Here is a 17,546-nt window from a genome sequence, read left to right as displayed (position 1 = left end):
AAGGGAGCCTTGCAAGTTCTGCTGTCGAAGTAGTACCGTTTCGGTATGGAATCACCCGATCCGACCGTGCTCGCCGGTGACCTGCTGACGCTGTACGGCCGGATCCGGCGCACGCTGCTGACCGGCAAGGCCGACGACGTCACGGCGTCCCAGACGGCCGCGCTCGGCCGCCTGCTGCGGTACGGCGAGACCACGGTCGCCGAGCTCGCCCGCGCCGAGGGCGTCCGGCCGCAGTCGATGGGCGCGACCGTCCAGGCGCTCGAGGACCTCGGCCTCGTCGAACGGCGTCCAGACCCCGCCGACGGCCGCCGGGCGCTCGTCCGCGCGACCGACCGGGGCGCCCGTGCCCGCGAGGACGCCTGGACCACCCGCACCCGCGTCCTGACCGACCGGCTCGCCGCGCTGCCCGACGCCGACCGCGACACCGTCGCCCGAGCGATCGCGATCCTCACGCCGCTCACCGAACGCTGACCCCGGAAGAAGCACTCCCACGTCCACCTCGACCGCTCCCACCCCTGTCGTCGCCCCGGGCAGTACCGCCAGGGGCTTCGGCCCGAAGCTCCTCATCCCGGTGCTCGTCGGACCGCTGCTCAACCCGATCAACACCACGATGGTGTCCGTCGCCCTCACGCCGATCTCCCGCGACCTCGGGATCGGAGCGGCGCAGGCGATCTGGCTCGTCGCGGCCCTGTACCTGGCGAGTGCGATCGCGCAGCCGACGATGGGCAAGCTCGCCGACCGCTTCGGCCCGAAGAAGGTGTTCCTGACCGGGCTCGTGATCGTCGGCGTCGCCGGTGTCGTGCCCGAGTTCCTGACCGGCTTCGGCGGCGCGGTGTTCGCCCGCGTGCTCATCGGCATCGGGACCTCGTCCGCGTACCCGGCGGCACTCACCACCCTGCGGCAGCACTCGGCGCGGATCGGGAAGCCGACGCCCCCACTCGTGCTCGGAGCGCTGTCGATCACCTCGCTCGTGTCCGCGGCGGCCGGGCCGCCCCTCGGCGGCGCGTTGATCGCGGCGTTCGGCTGGCACGCGATCTTCCTGGTGAACGTGCCCCTCGCGGCGTTCGGCATCGTCGTCGCGTCGATGTGGCTGCCGTCCGACCGCCTCCGTCCGCGTGACGACGAGGCCCTGCCCGTCCTCCAGGCACTCGACCCGTTCGGCATGCTGCTCATGACGGGCACCGTCTCCGCGCTGCTCGTGTTCCTGCTCGACCTGTCCGCCGGGCTGTGGTGGCTGCTCGCGGTTGCGATCGTGCTGCTCGTCGCCCTGGTGCTCTGGGAGCTGCGGGCGGTCCGGCCGTTCGTCGACGTCCGGATGCTCGCGCGGAACGGCGCGCTGTCCCGCACCTACGTGCGGCTGTTCCTGACCTACCTGCTCGCCTACACGATGACCTACGGGTTCTCGCAGTGGGTGCAGGACGTCGCCGGGTACTCGAGCGACGTCGCCGGGTACATCCAGCTGCCCGCCGCGATCGTGGCCGGGATCGCGTCCTTCGTCGTCGCGCGGAAGACCGCCGTGCGCGGGCCGCTGATCGTCGCGGCCGTCGTGCCGATCGTCGGCGGGGCGCTCCTGCTCTTCCTGCACACCGGGTCGCCGGTCGTGCTGCTCGCCCTGGCGCCGGCACTGTTCGGCGTCCCGCAGGCCCTGGCGTCGGTGTCGAACCAGGCGGCGCTGTACCGGCTCGTGCCCGCGTCCTCCATCGGCACCGCGGCCGGGCTGTCCCGCACGGCGGTGTACATCGGGGCGATCGCGGCGTCGTCGCTCATCGGCGGCGTGTTCGGTCAGGCGCCGACGACGCCCGACCTGCACCTGCTGGCCTGGGTGATCATCGGCGTCGCGGTGCTCCTCACGGTCCTGACCCTGGCCGACCGCCGCCTCCGCACGGCTGCCGCCACGCCCGCTTCGTGAGCAGAAATGGTCGAGTCGCGTGACGGCACTCGACCATTTCTGCTCACGAAGCACCGCGCTCGCCGCGCCCGGTACCCTGATCCGGTGACCGACCCGACCCCCACGCACTGGACCCTGACGCTCGTCTGCGACGACCAGCCCGGGATCGTGCACGCCGTCTCCGGAGCGGTCGTCGCCGCGGACGGCAACATCACCGAGTCGCAGCAGTTCTCGAGCGTCGACACGAACACGTTCTTCATGCGCCTGCAGGTCATGGCCCCCGTCGACCGCGCGACCTTCGAGGCTGCCCTCGCCCCCGTCGCCGCCCGCTACGACGCCCGCGTCCAGCTCGACGTCGTCGGTCGCCCCCTGCGCACCCTCGTGCTGGTGTCGAAGGCCGGCCACTGCCTCAACGACCTGCTCTACCGCCAGCGCGGCGGGCAGCTGCCGATCGAGGTCCCCCTCGTCCTGTCCAACCACCCGGACCTGTCCGAGCTCGCGTCGTTCTACTCGGTGCCGTTCGAGCACCGGCCCGTCACCGACGCGGACAGCAAGGCGGCCATGGAGCGCCGTGTGCTGGAAGCGGTCGAGGAGCACGACATCGAACTCGTCGTCCTCGCCCGCTACATGCAGATCCTGTCGCCGGAGCTCTGCGCCGCGCTCCAGGGCCGAGCGGTCAACATCCACCACTCGTTCCTGCCCGGCTTCAAGGGCGCGAACCCCTACCGCCAGGCCCACGCACGCGGTGTGAAGCTCATCGGCGCGACGGCCCACTTCGTCACGAGCGACCTGGACGAGGGCCCGATCATCGAGCAGAACGTCGTCCGTGTCGACCACACGAAGGACCCCGCCGAGCTGGTCTCCATCGGCCAGGACGAGGAGTCCCGCACCCTCACCCAGGCAGTGCGCTGGATCGCCGAGGACCGTGTCCTGCTCGACGGCGCCCGCACCATCATCTTCAAGTAGGCAGCACCATGACGAACGCCCCGCAGTCCCCCGTCGACTGGGAAGCGGTCCCCGCGCCCGCCCCAGCCGGCAAGCAGCGACGCCCGTTCGACGCCTGGCGCGTGCTCCGCATCCTGGTCTGCACGGTCGGCCTGCTCTCCCTGGCCTTCTGGGGGTACTGGTCGTGGCAGCTCCCCCTGCCCGGCTACCTGTTCATGGTCGGTGCCCCGCTGTTCGCGGCCGTCGTCTGGTACTTCTTCCGCTCGCCGGCCTCGCCGATCGAGACCGACATCGTCGGCAAGACGATCGTCGAGGTCGCCCTGGTCGTCGCCGCGGGCGCGACCTGGATCTCCATCGGCCTGCCGATCGTGGGCATCGTCTTCATCGTGATCGCCGCCCTGAGCGGCGTGATCGCGTTCCGCAGGGAGACCGCATGACCGCCACGGGCCTCCAGACCGGCCGGGAGGCCCAGCGCACCCTGGTGCGCGCATCCCACGTCGTCGACGTGGCCGGCTCCACGGCGGACGGCTGGGTCCTGCTCACCGGTGACGTGGTGCACGCGGTCGGATCCGGCCCCGAAGCCCCCACGGCGGACCGGGTCGTCGACCTCGGCGATGCGGTCCTGACGCCCGGGTTCATCGACCTGCACGGGCACGGCGGGGCGACCGAGTCGTACGAGGACGACTCCTTCGCCGGGTCGCTGGCCGTGCACCGTGCGCACGGCACGACCCGCTCGGTCCTGTCGCTCGTCGCCAACCCGGTCCCCGCGCTCGCGGACTCACTCGCGCGGATCCGTTCCGTGATGGCCGCGGACCCGCTCGTGCTCGGTGCGCACCTGGAGGGGCCGTTCCTGTCCCCGCACAACAAGGGCGCCCACAACGAGTCGTTCCTCATCGACCCCTCGCCGGCAGCGGTCGAGGCACTGCTCGAAGCCGGCGAGGGCGTCATCCGCCAGGTCACCATCGCTCCGGAACTCCCCGGCGCGCTCGACGCCGTCCGGCGGTTCGTCGCCGCCGGGGTCACCGTCGCCGTCGGGCACACCGTCGGCACGTACGACCAGGCCCGTGCCGCGTTCGACGCCGGTGCGACGCTGCTGACCCATGCCTTCAACGCGATGCCGGGGCTGCACCACCGTGCACCGGGGCCGATCGGTGCCGCCGTGGCCGACGACCGCGTGACGCTCGAGCTCATCCTCGACGCCGTGCACGTGCACCCGGTCGTCGCGGACACCCTGCTCCGTGCAGCCCCGGGCCGGGTGGCGCTCATCACCGATGCGATGGGTGCTGCTGGCGCGGCGGACGGGTCCTACCGGCTCGGGTCGCTCGACGTCACCGTGACGGACGGCGTCGCGCACGTCGCCGGGACGGACACCATCGCGGGGTCGACCCTGACGCAGGACGTGGCGTTGCGGAACGCGGTCTCGCTCGCCGGACGGACGCTGCCCGAGGCCGTCGCGGCCCTGACGAGCGTGCCGGCTGCGGCGATGGGGCTCGACGACCGGCTGGGGCGACTGGCACCGGGCTCCGCGGCCGACCTCGTCGCGCTGTCACCGACGCTCGAGGTGCAGCGAGTGTGGGGCGGCGGGCGCGAGCTGCGCTGACCCGGTCACCGCCGGGCGAGTGCTCCTGCGACGAGCCGGAGCAGCAGGGCGACCGCGCCGACCACGGCGACGGCGACCCCGATGACGACGACGATCACGAGTCGGGCGAGGGCGTGCGCCTCGGTCTCGTCCTCGCGGACGCCGAGGTACGACGCACCCACGAACACGAACGTCGCAGCGACGAGCAACAGCACGCCGATCCAGGTCGTGGCGCGGAGCGCGGCCGGTGCTGGTACCCGGTTCCGCTCGTCCGGCGACGCTGGTCGGGCCTTGGCGCCCTCGGTCTCCCAGTCGGCGAGTTCGGTCATCGTGGTCCCTCTCTGTCGGGTCGATCGTAGGGCCTGCACGTCAGGACCAGATCCCTCCGACCAGCGTGCTGGCCGTTCGGTCGACGCTCTCTGAGCGATCACCGAGCGCCGTACTCTCCGAAGGACGAGCCTCACCCCGCGTCAGCGGTCGATCGGGCGTTCCCGAGCACCGGTCGCCCACGTCGTGTCCGCGGTGTCCCCGACCCGGAGCGACAGCGCGCCACCCCGGGTGACGACGGACGCCGGCACCCACGACTTCTCGAAGGTCCGCCCGTTCAACCGCGCACCGTGCACGTACGGCGCCGTGCCGGAGGACCGGACGACGATCCGCTCCCCGCTCGACCGCCGGATGTCGACCGTGCTGAACGTGGGGCTCCCGATGAGCATCTCCGCCCGCCCCGGCGTCTGCGGGAACAACCCGATCGACGCGAAGACGTACCAGGCGCTCATCGTGCCCAGGTCGTCGTTGCCCGGCAGCCCGCTCGGCCCCGTCGAGTACGCGTCGTCGACGACCCGACGCACGGTCTCCTGCGTCTTCCACGGCTTCCCGAGCGCGTTGTACATCCACGGCGTGTGGATGTCGGGCTCGTTCGTCGGGTCGAACTTCGTGGCGTCGCCGCCGGTCACCGCGAACGCACCAGTGCTGTCGTGGAAGAACGCGTCGAGTCGCGCGACCGCCGCGTCGTCGCCGCCCAACGCAGTCGACAGCCCCTGCACGTCCTGCGGCACGAGCCAGGTGTACTGCGCACTCGTGCCCTGCGCGAACCCGGTGCCGGTCGAGGGCGACCAGTCGGGCGTCCACGATCCATCGGCCTGGCGAGCGGCCTGGTAGCCGACGGCCGCGTTGAAGGTGTTCTTCCAGTAGGTCCCGCGCTCCGCGAACATCCGGGCGTCGGAGCGCAGCCCCAGGGAACCCGCCCAGTACCCGAGCGCACTGTCGGAGATCGAGTCCTCGAGCGTCTCGGCAGCGCCGCCCCAGCACGAGCAGTCGTCGTTGGCGGCGTACTGGCGCTGCAGGTACTCGTCGAGCGCGGGGCGTTGCGCCAGGCACTGGCCCGGGCACCCGATGTCGCTCTCGGCGTCGGCGTTCTCGACGGTCGCCTGGTGCTTCAGCGAGGCGTAGGCGGCTCGCACGTCGAAGTTCCGGACCCCCATCGCGTACCAGGTGGCGAGCGTCGCGGCCGAGGGGTCCCCCGTCATCACGTGCGTCGGCGCCCCGAGGTGGAGCCAGCGGTCCCACACCCCGCCGTTCTGCTGGGCGAACCGCAGCATCGACTGCGCCATGTCGCCGGCGACGTCCGGCCGCAGCAGTGCGAGCAGTTGGATCTGCGCCCGGTACTGGTCCCACCCGGAGTACGTGCCGTAGACGGCCCGGTGTCCCCGGTCCATGCGGTGCACCCGCTGGTCCGGCCCCAGGTAGCGGCCGTCGCGGTCGTTCAGCGTGTTCGGCTGCATGAGGGCGTGGTAGACGGACGTGTACAGCTGGGTGGTCCGGTCCGCGGTGCCGCCTCCGACGCGCAGGCGCGACAGTTCACGGTTCCAGGAGGCCCGTGTGCCGGCCGCCACGCTCGCGACGGTCGAGCGCGGGGTCACCTCCCCGTCGCGGTTCGCGACAGCGCCTGCCGCGCTCACGTACGAGATGCCGATCTTCGCGTGCACCGACGCACCGCGACGCGCGTCGAACCCGACCCACGCGCCGGAGCCGCGTCCGGCACGGTCGGCGCCGGTGAGGTACCCCTCCCCACCGGAGGAGGACGTGCCTCCCGGTCGGACCGTGCCGTCCTGCCAGGTGCCGGTGCTCGTGAAGGCGCGGTCGAAGGTAGCGGTGAAGAACAGCCGGTAGTAGCTGCGGCGGTCGGGGTTGGTGGCGCCGCCGCCGTTCGCGCGGCGGCTGCAGAAGCCGCCGGTCAGGACGCTGCCGCTCACCGTGCGGGTGCGGGGGTCGACGCGGGTGGTCGCGGCCTCGCTGCCGTTGATCGAGTTCGAGGTGCGGAAGAGCAGGTTTGCGTCCTTGCCCGCCGGGAACGCGAACTCGCCGATGCCGGCCCGGGTGGTGACGGCGAGGTCGGTGCGGACGCCGTTGTCGAGCGCGACCCCGTAGCGACCCGGGCTCGCGGACTCGTCGTCGTGCGAGTAGCCGGCGGCGTAGACCGCGTCGGTGGAGTCGGACGACGGCGAGGTCGTGACCGGGGTCGTGACGGGCATGATCGGCACGTCACCCGCGGCTCCCGGTGCGCAGCCGGCGCCGTTGAGGTGCGTCAGGCTGAAGCCGCGCAGCCGGTTCACGTCGTACGAGTAGCCGTTCGCGACCGGGGTCGAGGTCTGGTCGCCTGCGGTGCCGGTGGGGCTCCACTGGAGCATGCCGAACGGGGCGGTGGCACCGGGCCAGGTGTTGCCGTCGCCGCTGGTGCCGATGAACGGGTCGACGTACCGAGCCGGGTCGGAGACAGTCCTCCCCGCGTGCGTCGCCTGCGCTGACGGCGAGGCGACGGCCGGCGCGGCGACGATCCCCGTCCCCAGCAGCGCGGCGATCGTGGCCACCGCGGCGAGCGGGAGCGGGCGGACGAGCGGGCGACGGTGCACGCGGGAACGGTTCACGTCGGCGACGCTAGCCCCCTCGGACGGGGGACGTGCGGTCCGTCACCGGCCCCTCTCCTGCTGTTCACCTCGACCGGTCTGCAGTGGATGCTGGTGGACGTCCCGGCCAGGGCGTAGTGTTCGCGGCGTCCGGCCCGGACCCGCTGACGTCGGGACGGGTCGGCCCCGCACGGGTTCGTGGCCCGCCTCGAACTCGCTCACTCGCGGCTGCACACGCCTGCCGGCCGCAGTCCTCGCCACCCGACCCGATCACGGTGATCCGCGTCGGCCGCTCGGCTCCACCAAGGACCGGCCATGAACCACGCGCTCGTCACATCGCACGCGCTCGACACGACCGCGATGCTCATCATCGTGGTGGCGGCGACCAGCGGCTGCACCATGCCAGCGACCGAGGACACGCTCGCGACGCCGGAGTCCTCCGGCGTCGGACCGCCGACGGCGGCGTCGACGGTCCCGCCCACATCGTCGGGCTCGTCCGCCGAGCCACGCCCCGCCCCGGCAGACCCCGCGCGGCCGCGCGGCCCCGGAGCGGACGTCCTCGAGGGCGCCTGGCGCACGGAGCTCTCGCGCCAGGACCTCGGCTTCGCCCCCTCAGGTCGTGCGACACCGCCGCGGAACCGGAGCGGCCTCAGCGAGGCACCCGAATGGCGTGTGCTCGTCTTCCACGGATCGCGTCTCACCGTGCTCGGCGGCACGAGGGTGGACCCGACCAGCATCGAGGAGATGATGTTCAGCGCGCGCGGTGCGGTCCTGACGATCGAGTCCGATGGGCGCGTCTTCCGCGTCCGCTGGACGGTCTCCCTGGACGGGTTGGTCCTCACGCCGACGGCGGACGGCCCAGTGCCCCCGGCGGTGCTCGTCCTGCACCCCTTCGCCCGGGTCCACGACTGACCTGGCCGGCCGGAGCACGCCGGGTCAGGCTCCGGCGCGCGCGGCGACCTCGTCGACGAAGGTGCGGACCCGCTGCCGGAACACCGGGTCGGCGGCGGTCCCGCGGACGGGCACGATGTGCAGCCGCCGGTCACCACGACGGAGTGCCGGCCCGACGAACACCCCCTCGGTGACTTCCGCGGCGGTGGCTGCCCAGAGGGTCGAACGAGCGCCGTCCGCAGCGGTCCGGGCCAAGCTGCGTGCGACCATGCCGCCGAGGCGCTGTGTCAGGGTCTCCGCCTGGTCGTTCATCCCCGTCGCCGCGATGCCGGGGTGCGCGATCACCGACCGGATGTCCGAACCGGCAGCACGGAGTCGTTCACCGAGGTCGACGCTCAGCGCTGCGGCCGCGGTCTTGGAGGCGGTGTACACACCGAACTGCGAGTAGTCGTCCGGACCGTCGACCCCGCCCGGACCAGGTACGCGGCGAGTGCGCTGCGACAGGTTCGAGCCGACGAGCACGACGCGGGGCGACGGCCCGCCGAGCAGCGGGAGCATCGCCTCGGCGAGCACGGCCGGCCCGACGACGTTCGTCGCCCAGGTGCGCTCGATTCCTTCGTCGGTGCGCCCGAACGTGCCGATCGTCGCACCGGCGTTGTTGACGAGGGCGTCCACGACGATGCCGGCCTCGGCGAGCTGCCGGGCGAACGCCGTGACGGACGCGACGGACGCGGTGTCGACGAGCCGCGCCTCCAGGTCGAGACCCACGGGGAAGACGCGAGCCGCCTTGTCGAGGTCACGCACGCCGGCGACGACGCGGGCGCCGGCCGAGGCGAGGGTCGTAGCGACGACGAGGCCGAGCCCACCGGTCGCGCCGGTGACCACCACGGTCCTGCCGTGCTGGTCGGGCATCGCTGCCGGTTCCCACTCGAAGCTGTCCATCGTCGTCTCCTGCTCGTGCGGCGCACCCAATCGGATGATTCATCCGGAACGCTAGCACAGCCGGATAGAGTGTCCACATGACGATCGCGATGGCCCGGCCCGAGGCGCTGCGCTCCGACGCCCAACGCAACCGGACGGCACTGCTCGACGTCGCCCGCACCTTCGTCGACCGGGGCGAACCGGCCCTGCTCAACGCCGTCGCGCACGAGGCCGGAGTGGGGGTCGGGACGGCCTACCGGCACTTCCCGAGCCAGCAGCACCTGCTCGAAGCGCTCGCGATCGACGCGCTCGAGGACATGCTCGACCAGGTCCGCGACGCCGTCGTGCTGCCGGACGCAGCCGATGCGCTCCGCGGGGTCGTCACGGCCGCGTTCCGGAGCATGGTGGACGACGCAGCCCTCGGTGACCTGCTGACCAACGGCGGGTTCTCCTGTGCGGACACCGCTGCCCTCGCCGGCGACCTGGTCGTGTCCGTCGACGCGCTGCTCGCGCGGGGACGCACCGAGGGGATCGTCCGGTCCGACATCGACGCCGACGACCTCCGCCGACTGCTGTGCGGGCTGCGCGAGGCCGCCGTCGCCGGCGGTACCCGGGTCAGCGATCCGGAGCGCTACGTCGAGATCCTGCTCGCCGGGCTCCGTCCGACGAGCTGACCGACGCCCTGATCGCGGCGAGGCCGACCAGCGCCCCGAACCCGCAGACGGCGACCGCCGCCACCGCGACCGCGATGTAGGCCGCTTCGGTCGAGGACCCCCGGTAGGGCATGTCGTCGAGCCACCCCAGTCCGGCGATCACGATGACCAGGCCGATCGCGACACTGCCGACGACCACCAGCACCGCGTCACGGACGGCCCGGAGCACGGTGCGCGAGCGGTGTTCCACGGGTTCATCCTGCCGTGCGACGGCGGGCACTGTCAGGATGGGCGCATGAGCGTCATGGTCTCCGTGTTCGATGCGCACCGCAGCCGTACGAGCGAGAAGTACACCGCGTACCCGCCGGACGTCCTGCCGATGTTCGTCGCCGAGATGGACTCGATGCTCGCGGAGCCCGTGCGTGAGGCCCTCGTCGCCGCGGTCACCAACGGCGACACCGGGTACGTCGGCCACGGTCGGGCGCTGCCCGAGGCGTTCGCGGACTTCGCCGAGAGCCGATGGGCCTGGCGGGTCGACCCCGACCTCGTCCGCACCACCACCGACGTGTCGGTCGCCGCGGTGGAGATGCTGCGCCGGATCATCGAGCCCGGCGACCAGGTCGTCATCATGCCGCCCGTGTACCCGCCGTTCTGGGAGTACGTGTCCGAGGCCGGCGGCACCGTGACCGAGGTCCCGCTGCTCGCACCCGACGGCCCCGCCGATCCGTTCGACACCACCGCCGGCTGGCGGATGGACCTGGACGGCCTCGCGCAGGCGTTCGCCGACGGGGCCCGCACGGTGCTGCTCTGCAACCCGCACAACCCCCTCGGGCTGGTGCACGACCGCGCGTCGCTCGTCGCACTCGCGAAGCTCGCCGCCGAGTGGGACGCCGTCGTCGTCTCGGACGAGATCCACGCGCCGCTCGTGCACGCCGACGCGGTCTTCACGCCGTTCGTGGAGTCCTGCCCCGAGGCAGCCGCGCTCGGCGTCTCGTTGACGAGTGCGAGCAAGGCCTGGAACCTCGCGGGGACGAAGTGCGCGCTGATCGTCGGCGCGTCGGAGCGGGCCCGTGCCTGGTTCGATGCCCTGCCGACCGAGGTGGTCGAGCGCACCGGCATCCTCGGCTACACCGCGAGCGTCGCCGCGTTCAGCGAGGGAGAGCCGTGGCTCGCGTCACTGCTCACCGAGCTCGCCGCCAACCGCCGCACCCTGGCCGAGCGGATCGGTGACGTCCTGCCCGGTGCCGAGTACCGGCAGCCGCAGGCGTCGTACCTGGCGTGGCTGGACCTGCACGCCCTGCCGTGGGGCGACGACCCCGCAGCACTGCTGGTCGACGAGGCAAAGGTCGCGCTGGCCTCGGGCCCGGCGTTCGGACGCCAGGGTCAGGGGTTCGCGCGGCTGAACTTCGGGTGCTCGGCCGAGACCCTGGATGACGGTCTCAGCCGCCTGCACACCGCGTTCCGGCAGCGCGCAGACGGCTGATCGTCGGTTCTACTCGAACACCTGCCACGCCGGCTTGTTCGCGTACGTGTAGCGGTAGTAGTCGGCGAGCTGCAGGCCGGCCGCGGCTTCCTCGTCGACGACGACCGTCGCGTGCTCGTGCAGCTGCAGGGCCGAACCGGGGACGAACGAGCTGAGCGGCCCCTCGACCGCGGCGGCGATGGCGTCGGCCTTGGCGGAGCCCTGCGCGACGAGGACGAGCTGCTGGGCCTCGAGGATGGTGCCGAGTCCCTGCGTCATGCAGTGCGTCGGGACCTGCTCGGGCGAGTCGAAGAACCGCGCGTTGGCGTCACGGGTGGAGGGTGCCAGGGTCTTGATCCGGGTGCGCGAGGCGAAGGACGACGTCGGCTCGTTGAACCCGATGTGCCCGTTTGCGCCGATGCCGAGGATCTGCACGTCGATCCCGCCGGCAGCTCGGATCGCGGCGTCGTACTCCTTCGCCGCGAACTCCAGGTCGTCGGCACGACCGTCGGGCACCCGAACCCGCGAGGGGTCGAACCCGAGCGGTGCCACGACGTCGCGCGCGATGACACTGGCGTACGACTCCGGGTGCTCGAGCGGGATGCCGACGTACTCGTCGAGGGCGAACCCGCGAGCCTCGGCGAACGAGATCTCGCCGGCACCGACCCGACGCTGCAGGTCGGTGTAGATGCCCTGCGGGCTGGATCCGGTGGCGAGACCGATGACGGCGGACGGCTTCTTGGCGACGACGGACGCGATCTTGGCCGCGGCGACGCGACCGACCTCAGCCGGCGTGGGCAGGATGATGATCTCCACGGTCCCATGCTACTGGTCATGACCAGTCTCCGACAGGGCGGGATCGGTAGCGTGGGCGCATGCCCACCCCCGACTTCGTCCTGTCCCTCCGCTCGAGGATCGGCACCGATCCGCTGTGGCTGACGGGCGTCACCGCCGTGGTCACGCGCGGTTCCGGTGACGACCAGGAACTGCTCGTGGTCCGTCGTGCCGACAACGGCGCCTTCACCCCGGTGACCGGCATCGTCGACCCGGGTGAGGAACCGGCCGTCGCCGCCGAGCGCGAGGTCCTCGAGGAGGCCGACGTCGTCGCCGTCGCCGAACGGCTGGCCTGGGTGCAGGTGCTGCCGGAGATGACCTACCCGAACGGCGACCGGGCGCAGTACCTCGACCTCGTGTTCGTCTGCCGGTACGTCTCGGGCACCCCGAACCCTGCGGACGGCGAGAACACCGAGGCGTTCTGGGCACGGCTCGACGACCTGCCCGACATGCCCGCGAACATGCGGGCCCGCGTCGCGGCCGCCCTGTCCGACGAGCGCGAGGCGCGCTTCCAGCGCTGACCCCCACCGGACGGGAGGCGCGGGGCGGCCCCGCCCCGCGCCTCCCGTCCGCCCGTGGTCGCGCCCACCCCGCGAAAGCGACAGTGTGCCGCCGACGTTCCGCGGGGAACTGTCGCTTTCGCGGAGGGGACGCGCCTGGCCCGGCGAGGACTGTCGCTTTCGCGACTACGCGAGCGGGGCGACCGCCACGGGTGCGCCGAGCAGCCGGACGGCGACGGGCTCGCCCGCGGCGCGACGGTCGCCGACCTCGTGCTGCACGGTCACGACGGTGTCGCCGTCGAGGCGGACGGTGGTGCGGCGGATCGACCCGAGGAAGCTCGACGAGACGACGGTGCCGGTGATCCCCTCCGGGGCGAAGGCGACGTCCTCCGGTCGGACGTAGGCGAGCACCGGCCCGTCCGGGACCGAGGCATCGAGTGCCGGCACGCGGAACCCGTACACGAACACGTCGCCGCCGCGCAGGTCGCCCTGCAGCCGGTTCGACTGGCCGACGAAGTCCGCCGTGAACGCCGACGACGGGGAGCGGTAGAGCTCCTCGGGCGTGCCGACCTGTTCGATGTCACCGGCGTTCATCACGGCGATGCGGTCGGAGACGGCGAGCGCTTCCTCTTGGTCGTGGGTGACGAACACGGTGGTGATGCCGAGGTCGCTCTGGATCCGGCGGATCTCGTCGCGGAGCGAGACCCGGACCTTCGCGTCGAGGGCGGACAGCGGCTCGTCGAGCAGGAGGACCCGGGGCCGCGTGACCAGGGCCCGTGCGAGGGCGACGCGCTGCTGCTGGCCGCCGGACAGCTGGTGCGGGTAGCGCTCGGCGAACACACCCAGGTGCACCATGTCGAGCGCCTCGACCACGCGGCTCCTGCGCTCGGCGGCGGGGACGCGGCGCATCTCGAGGCCGAACGCCACGTTCTGCCGCACCGTCATGTGCGGGAACAGCGAGTACTGCTGGAACACCATGCCGATGTCCCGCTTGTTCACCGGCGTGGCGGCGACGTCATGACCGTCGATGCGGATGGCGCCGGAGTCGATGGCCTCGAGGCCTGCGAGTGCTCGGAGCGCCGTCGTCTTGCCGCACCCGGACGGTCCGAGCAGGGACACGAGCTCCCCCGGTTCGACGCGGAGCGACAGCCCGGCCAGGGCGCGGTGCGTGCCGTAGTGCTTCTCGACGGCCTCGAGCTCGACGACGGCGCCGGTGGTGGCGAGGGACGCCGGGGCTGCCGGTGCGGTGACGGTCATGCGGACTCCTTGACGGGGGTGCTGCGGACGGCGCGGACACGACGGACACGACGGCCCGAACCGATGCGGCCGATCAGGACGAGCAGGACGAACCCGAACACGAGCGCGGCGACCGAGAAGATCGCGGCGACGTACGGGTCGGTCTGCTGCACGAGGACGAGCGCGGTCTGGAAGGTGGTGCGGGACAGGAACGCCGCGAGCGTGTACTCCCCGAGGACCACCGTGATGGTGAGGAAGCACGCGGCGGTGATGCCTCGGCGGAGGTTCGGCAGGAGCACCCGCCACGTGACCGTCCACCACGACGCCCCGAGCGACCGAGCGGCCTCGGACAGCACCGTCATGTCCGTCGCGGTGATGGCGGCGGCGATCGGGCGGAACGCGAACGGCAGCGTGATGATGCCGATCGCGAAGGCCAGCGTCCAGGCGCCGGACCCGAAGACCCGCGAGACCACCTGGTAGACGGGGATGAAGCCGACGACGAGCACCACGACGGGGACGGTGATCGGCACGATGCAGACGAACTCGAGGACGCGGCGGAGCCTCGGGTAGCGCAGCGCCGTGATGATCTGGGCGGGCAGCAGGACGAACAGCACGATGCCGACGGCGATCACCGCGATGAGCAGCGACGCCCGGAGCCCGTCGAACACCGGCTGGTAGGTGAACGCGTTGACCGGGTCGGTGACGGCTGTCCAGTGCGCGAGCGTCAGGCCGCCGTCGGTCCCCTGCCGGAAGGTGAACTGCACCAGCGCGGCCAGCGGGACCGCGAAGGCGATCCCGACGACCGTCAGCACGGCCGTGGCGGTGACCCGCGACGGGGCCGCGCCGAAGCGGCGGACGCGAGCCGCGCCTCCCGGCCTCACCGGACGCACCGGGGCCGCCCCGCTCATCGCTGCCACCTGGCTGCCCGGCGCTGCAGCAGTGCGTACGCACCCATCACGACCGCCATCACCACGACCATCCCGAACGCGAGCACCCCGGCGACGTTCTGCAGGCCGATGAGCGTCTCGCTGGTGAGCTGCGTGCGGATCGTGAGCGGCACGATGCCGCCCTGCGAGATGAGCGCGGCGGCGGTCGCGAAGGACGAGAACCCGTTCGCGAAGAGCAGGAGCAACGAACCCCAGAACGCCGGCGCGAGCACGGGCAGGGCGATCCGGCGCCAGTACGTGGCGCGCGAGGCGCCGAGGGTGGCGGCGGCTTCACCCCACTGGGTCTTGACGCCCTCCAGTGCGGGCATGAACGTGAGGACCATCAGCGGAACCTGGAAGTAGACGTAGGGGATCACGAGTCCGGGGACCGTGTACAGGAAGGCGCCGTCCGCGTTGAGGTCGACGTGGAAGGCGGCGACGAGCCACGTGGTGACGAGGCCCTGCGCGCCGATCGTGGCGATGAAGGCGAAGGCGAGCATGACGCCGCCGAACTGAGCGAGGACGCTCGCGGCCGAGTCGATCATCGACCGGACGAGCCCATCGGGCCGCAGTGCCGACAGCGCCCAGCAGACGAGCGCTCCGATGACGGCGCCGATCACCGCGGACACGGCCGACAGGCCGAACGAGCCGCCGAAGGCCCGCAGGACCGACGGATCGGCGAACGCGGCGAGGTTCGTGAGGGTGAACGCGCCGTCGTCGGTGAAGAACCCGCTGCCGACCGCAATCACCGCGGGGACGGCGAGGAAGAGCAGGACGTACGCGGCGAACGGGGTGAGACCGAGCCAGGCCAGGCCGACGCGGCGCCGGACGCGGGGTCCGGCGCCGCGTCGGACGGCATCGGCGGACGCTCGTGCGGACGTCGGGAGCACGGGGCTCGTCACGCTCGTCGCCGGTGCGCTCGCCGATGGCGCGGGCGCGCCCGCCGATGCGGTGGTCATGCTGGTCAGGAACCCATCGTGGCGGACCACTTGGCCGACAGCACCTTCGCGGCGTCCGCCACCTGCGCGTCGGTCAGCTCGACGTAGTCCTTCGGCGCGCCACCGGCTGCGTCGAGGGCGTCCTGGTCGACCTTGCCGGACTGCTCCATGGCGGCGAGGGTCGCGGGGAACGCGCCGGCCTGCAGGTACAGGTTCTGCGCCTCGGGGCTGGCGATGTACTCCTGCCACAGGCGCGCTGCGGCGGGGTGCGGGGCATCCTTGTTGATGGCTTGCGAGTAGTACGAGCCGAGCGCTTGGCCCTCGGGCACGACGGTCTTCCAGTTCTTGTTGCCGCTCGCACCCGCTGCGGGGCCCCACGCGAGGTTGTTGTACGACCACTGGATGACGACAGGCGTCTCACCCGAGGCGACCGTGGCCTGCGTCGGCAGCACGTTCTGGAAGTTCCCGGCCTTCTTGAGGTCACCGAAGTAGTCGACGCCCTTCGTGATGTCGTCGGCCGAGCCGCCGTTCTCGAGCGCAGCAAGGTACACCGCCGACGCGGCCTGGTTCGCCTGCGTCGGGTCGCCCGCGATCGAGACCTTGCCCTTGTACTCGGAGCCGAGCAGGTCGTTCAGGTCCTTCGGGGCGTCGGAGATCTTCGACGAGTCGTACCCGATCGACATCAGGCCGGTGTAGTCGCGGGTCCAGGCACCGTCCTCGTCCTTCAGGTCGGTGGGGATGTCGCCCCAGTTCGCGACCTTGTAGTCGGTGAGCAGGCCGAGGTTCTCCTGCAGCACGGCGTTGCCGAGGTCGAGCACGTCGGGCGCGGTGGACTGGCCCTTCTGCGACTTCACGGCGGCGACCTCGTCGGCGCTCGAGCCGTTCGGGTTCGCGGAGTTGACCGTGATGTCGTACTTCTTCGTGAAGCCGTCGATGATCTTGCCGTAGTTGGCCCACGACGGCGGCAGCGCGATGACGTTGAGCTGCCCCTCGGCCTTCGCGGCCTTGACGAGGGCGTCCATGCCGCCGGATGCCTCGGCGCTCGTGGCGGTCTTCCAGTTCGTGTCGTCCTTCGTCGTGCTGGCCGAGCTCGTGGCCGAGCATCCGGCGAGGGTGACGATCGCTGCGGCGGCGAGGGCGATGCCGGCGATGGTGCGCTTGTGCTGCACGGGAGGTGCCTTTCGGGTGGGTGCTGCGGGTCCTTCGGGTGGAGCCGGGGTTGTCGGCCCGGGACGATCGTGGAGGCGGCCGGTTTCCGTCCCGTGCTGCCGCGGTGAACGGTGGCGGAACAGCGGGTACGCCTGTACGGTTCTGCTGATTTCCCACCACGGGTGCACGGTCGCGCCCACATCGGCCTGGAGGCACGGATGCAGTTCACGACGACGGTCATGCTGGCGAGGAAGACGGCCACCGGGCTCCCGGTCCCGTCGTCCGTGATCGATGCGCTCGGCTCGGGGAAGCGCCCGCCCGTGGTCGTCACGATCAACGGTGGCTACACCTACCGGTCCACCGTCGGGGTCATGGACGAGCAGTTCCTGGTGCCGCTGTCCGCAGCACACCGCGAGTCCGCCGGGATCGCTGCCGGCGACACCGTCGAGGTCACGCTCGTCGTCGACACGCAGCCCCGGACGATCGACCTGCCCGACGACCTGGCGGCGGCGCTGCAGGACGCCGGCGTGCGTGCGGAGTTCGACACCCTGTCGAACTCGCGACAGCGAGCGCTCGCCGACCCGGTGTCGCAGGCGAAGGCGCCGGAGACCCGAGCGCGGCGCATCGCGAAGGCCGTGGAGGCGCTGCAGGGCTGAGGTGGGGCGGGCGGGGCGCGGCGCGGGGCGTGCCTGGTCGAATCGGGCGTACCTGGTCGGAA

General features: G+C 72.0%; 19 protein-coding genes. 10 read left to right on the top strand and 9 right to left on the bottom strand.

Annotation, left to right across the window (positions count from 1 at the left end; genetic code table 11):
• The first annotated feature begins 45 nt into the window (after positions 1 to 45).
• From EDF63_RS05755 to nagA, 5 genes are all read left to right on the top strand, one after another.
• Positions 46 to 471, top strand: a complete 426-nt coding sequence (locus EDF63_RS05755; RefSeq protein WP_123311921.1) for a MarR family winged helix-turn-helix transcriptional regulator — start codon at positions 46 to 48, stop codon at positions 469 to 471.
• A gap of 100 nt (positions 472 to 571) precedes the next feature.
• Positions 572 to 1,909 (top strand): MFS transporter, encoded by a 1,338-nt coding sequence (locus EDF63_RS05750; protein WP_221180527.1) that lies wholly within the window; start codon positions 572 to 574, stop codon positions 1,907 to 1,909.
• A gap of 39 nt (positions 1,910 to 1,948) precedes the next feature.
• Positions 1,949 to 2,854: a formyltetrahydrofolate deformylase gene (gene purU, locus EDF63_RS05745; RefSeq protein WP_395871512.1), complete on the top strand. Its 906-nt coding sequence runs from the start codon at positions 1,949 to 1,951 to the stop codon at positions 2,852 to 2,854.
• A gap of 8 nt (positions 2,855 to 2,862) precedes the next feature.
• The gene (locus EDF63_RS05740; protein WP_123311917.1) at positions 2,863 to 3,270 is read left to right on the top strand and encodes a YrdB family protein; all 408 of its coding nucleotides are present in this window, start codon (positions 2,863 to 2,865) and stop codon (positions 3,268 to 3,270) included.
• A complete protein-coding gene (gene nagA, locus EDF63_RS05735) occupies positions 3,267 to 4,433 on the top strand; it encodes an N-acetylglucosamine-6-phosphate deacetylase (protein ID WP_123311915.1) in 1,167 nt (388 codons plus the stop codon). Before EDF63_RS05740 ends, nagA begins: the two co-directional genes overlap by 4 nt.
• Before the next feature lie 5 nt (positions 4,434 to 4,438).
• Here the strand turns inward: nagA and EDF63_RS05730 are convergent, their stop codons facing one another.
• Positions 4,439 to 4,741 (bottom strand): hypothetical protein, encoded by a 303-nt coding sequence (locus EDF63_RS05730; RefSeq protein WP_123311913.1) that lies wholly within the window; start codon positions 4,739 to 4,741, stop codon positions 4,439 to 4,441.
• A 141-nt stretch (positions 4,742 to 4,882) separates the two neighbouring features.
• Positions 4,883 to 7,339, bottom strand: a complete 2,457-nt coding sequence (locus EDF63_RS05725) for a GH92 family glycosyl hydrolase (protein ID WP_260232984.1) — start codon at positions 7,337 to 7,339, stop codon at positions 4,883 to 4,885.
• Positions 7,340 to 7,633: 294 nt separating this feature from the next.
• Between EDF63_RS05725 and EDF63_RS05720 the strand changes: the two genes are divergently transcribed.
• The gene (locus tag EDF63_RS05720) at positions 7,634 to 8,230 is read left to right on the top strand and encodes a hypothetical protein (protein WP_123311911.1); all 597 of its coding nucleotides are present in this window, start codon (positions 7,634 to 7,636) and stop codon (positions 8,228 to 8,230) included.
• Positions 8,231 to 8,254: 24 nt separating this feature from the next.
• On the opposite strand, the gene EDF63_RS05715 is transcribed toward EDF63_RS05720, so the two are convergent.
• Positions 8,255 to 9,151, bottom strand: a complete 897-nt coding sequence (locus tag EDF63_RS05715) for an SDR family NAD(P)-dependent oxidoreductase (protein WP_148061734.1) — start codon at positions 9,149 to 9,151, stop codon at positions 8,255 to 8,257.
• Between the two features lie 77 nt (positions 9,152 to 9,228).
• On the opposite strand from EDF63_RS05715, the gene EDF63_RS05710 reads away from it, so the two are divergent.
• Positions 9,229 to 9,804, top strand: coding sequence for a TetR/AcrR family transcriptional regulator (locus tag EDF63_RS05710; protein WP_123311907.1), 576 nt, complete (start codon positions 9,229 to 9,231; stop codon positions 9,802 to 9,804).
• Here the strand turns inward: EDF63_RS05710 and EDF63_RS05705 are convergent.
• Positions 9,746 to 10,033, bottom strand: coding sequence for a hypothetical protein (locus EDF63_RS05705; RefSeq protein ID WP_123311905.1), 288 nt, complete (start codon positions 10,031 to 10,033; stop codon positions 9,746 to 9,748). The genes EDF63_RS05710 and EDF63_RS05705 overlap by 59 nt on opposite strands.
• A 45-nt stretch (positions 10,034 to 10,078) precedes the next feature.
• On the opposite strand from EDF63_RS05705, the gene EDF63_RS05700 reads away from it, so the two are divergent.
• The gene (locus tag EDF63_RS05700) at positions 10,079 to 11,266 is read left to right on the top strand and encodes a MalY/PatB family protein (RefSeq protein WP_123311903.1); all 1,188 of its coding nucleotides are present in this window, start codon (positions 10,079 to 10,081) and stop codon (positions 11,264 to 11,266) included.
• Positions 11,267 to 11,275: 9 nt separating this feature from the next.
• On the opposite strand, the gene nagB is transcribed toward EDF63_RS05700, so the two are convergent.
• Positions 11,276 to 12,061, bottom strand: a complete 786-nt coding sequence (gene nagB / locus EDF63_RS05695; RefSeq protein WP_123311901.1) for a glucosamine-6-phosphate deaminase — start codon at positions 12,059 to 12,061, stop codon at positions 11,276 to 11,278.
• A gap of 59 nt (positions 12,062 to 12,120) precedes the next feature.
• Here nagB and EDF63_RS05690 point away from each other — a divergent pair, with 59 nt between their 5' ends.
• On the top strand, positions 12,121 to 12,600 hold the full coding sequence (locus EDF63_RS05690; RefSeq protein ID WP_123311899.1) for an NUDIX domain-containing protein: 480 nt from the start codon (positions 12,121 to 12,123) through the stop codon (positions 12,598 to 12,600).
• Between the two features lie 165 nt (positions 12,601 to 12,765).
• Here the strand turns inward: EDF63_RS05690 and EDF63_RS05685 are convergent, their stop codons facing one another.
• Genes EDF63_RS05685 through EDF63_RS05670 form a run of 4 tightly spaced genes read right to left on the bottom strand, consistent with a single transcriptional unit; the run spans position 12,766 to position 16,848 of the window.
• Positions 12,766 to 13,836: an ABC transporter ATP-binding protein gene (locus EDF63_RS05685; RefSeq protein WP_123311897.1), complete on the bottom strand. Its 1,071-nt coding sequence runs from the start codon at positions 13,834 to 13,836 to the stop codon at positions 12,766 to 12,768.
• Positions 13,833 to 14,723, bottom strand: a complete 891-nt coding sequence (locus tag EDF63_RS05680; RefSeq protein ID WP_123311895.1) for an ABC transporter permease — start codon at positions 14,721 to 14,723, stop codon at positions 13,833 to 13,835. The genes EDF63_RS05685 and EDF63_RS05680 overlap by 4 nt, the downstream gene beginning before the upstream one ends.
• Positions 14,720 to 15,700 carry an ABC transporter permease subunit gene (locus EDF63_RS05675; RefSeq protein WP_123312229.1) on the bottom strand — a complete coding sequence of 327 codons (981 nt, stop codon included), beginning with the start codon at positions 15,698 to 15,700 and terminating at the stop codon, positions 14,720 to 14,722. The genes EDF63_RS05680 and EDF63_RS05675 overlap by 4 nt, the downstream gene beginning before the upstream one ends.
• A 5-nt stretch (positions 15,701 to 15,705) precedes the next feature.
• Complete coding sequence (locus EDF63_RS05670; RefSeq protein ID WP_123311892.1) at positions 15,706 to 16,848, bottom strand: ABC transporter substrate-binding protein; 1,143 nt, start codon at positions 16,846 to 16,848, stop codon at positions 15,706 to 15,708.
• A 198-nt stretch (positions 16,849 to 17,046) separates the two neighbouring features.
• Here EDF63_RS05670 and EDF63_RS05665 point away from each other — a divergent pair, with 198 nt between their 5' ends.
• Positions 17,047 to 17,484 (top strand): YdeI/OmpD-associated family protein, encoded by a 438-nt coding sequence (locus EDF63_RS05665; RefSeq protein WP_123312228.1) that lies wholly within the window; start codon positions 17,047 to 17,049, stop codon positions 17,482 to 17,484.
• Positions 17,485 to 17,546 lie beyond the last annotated feature (62 nt).

The sequence above is a fragment of the Curtobacterium sp. JUb34 genome (assembly GCF_003755065.1).
Taxonomy (GTDB): Bacteria; Actinomycetota; Actinomycetes; order Actinomycetales; family Microbacteriaceae; genus Curtobacterium.
The sequence above is the reverse complement of the archived record's forward strand: the minus strand, read 5'-3'. Positions and strand labels throughout refer to the sequence as shown.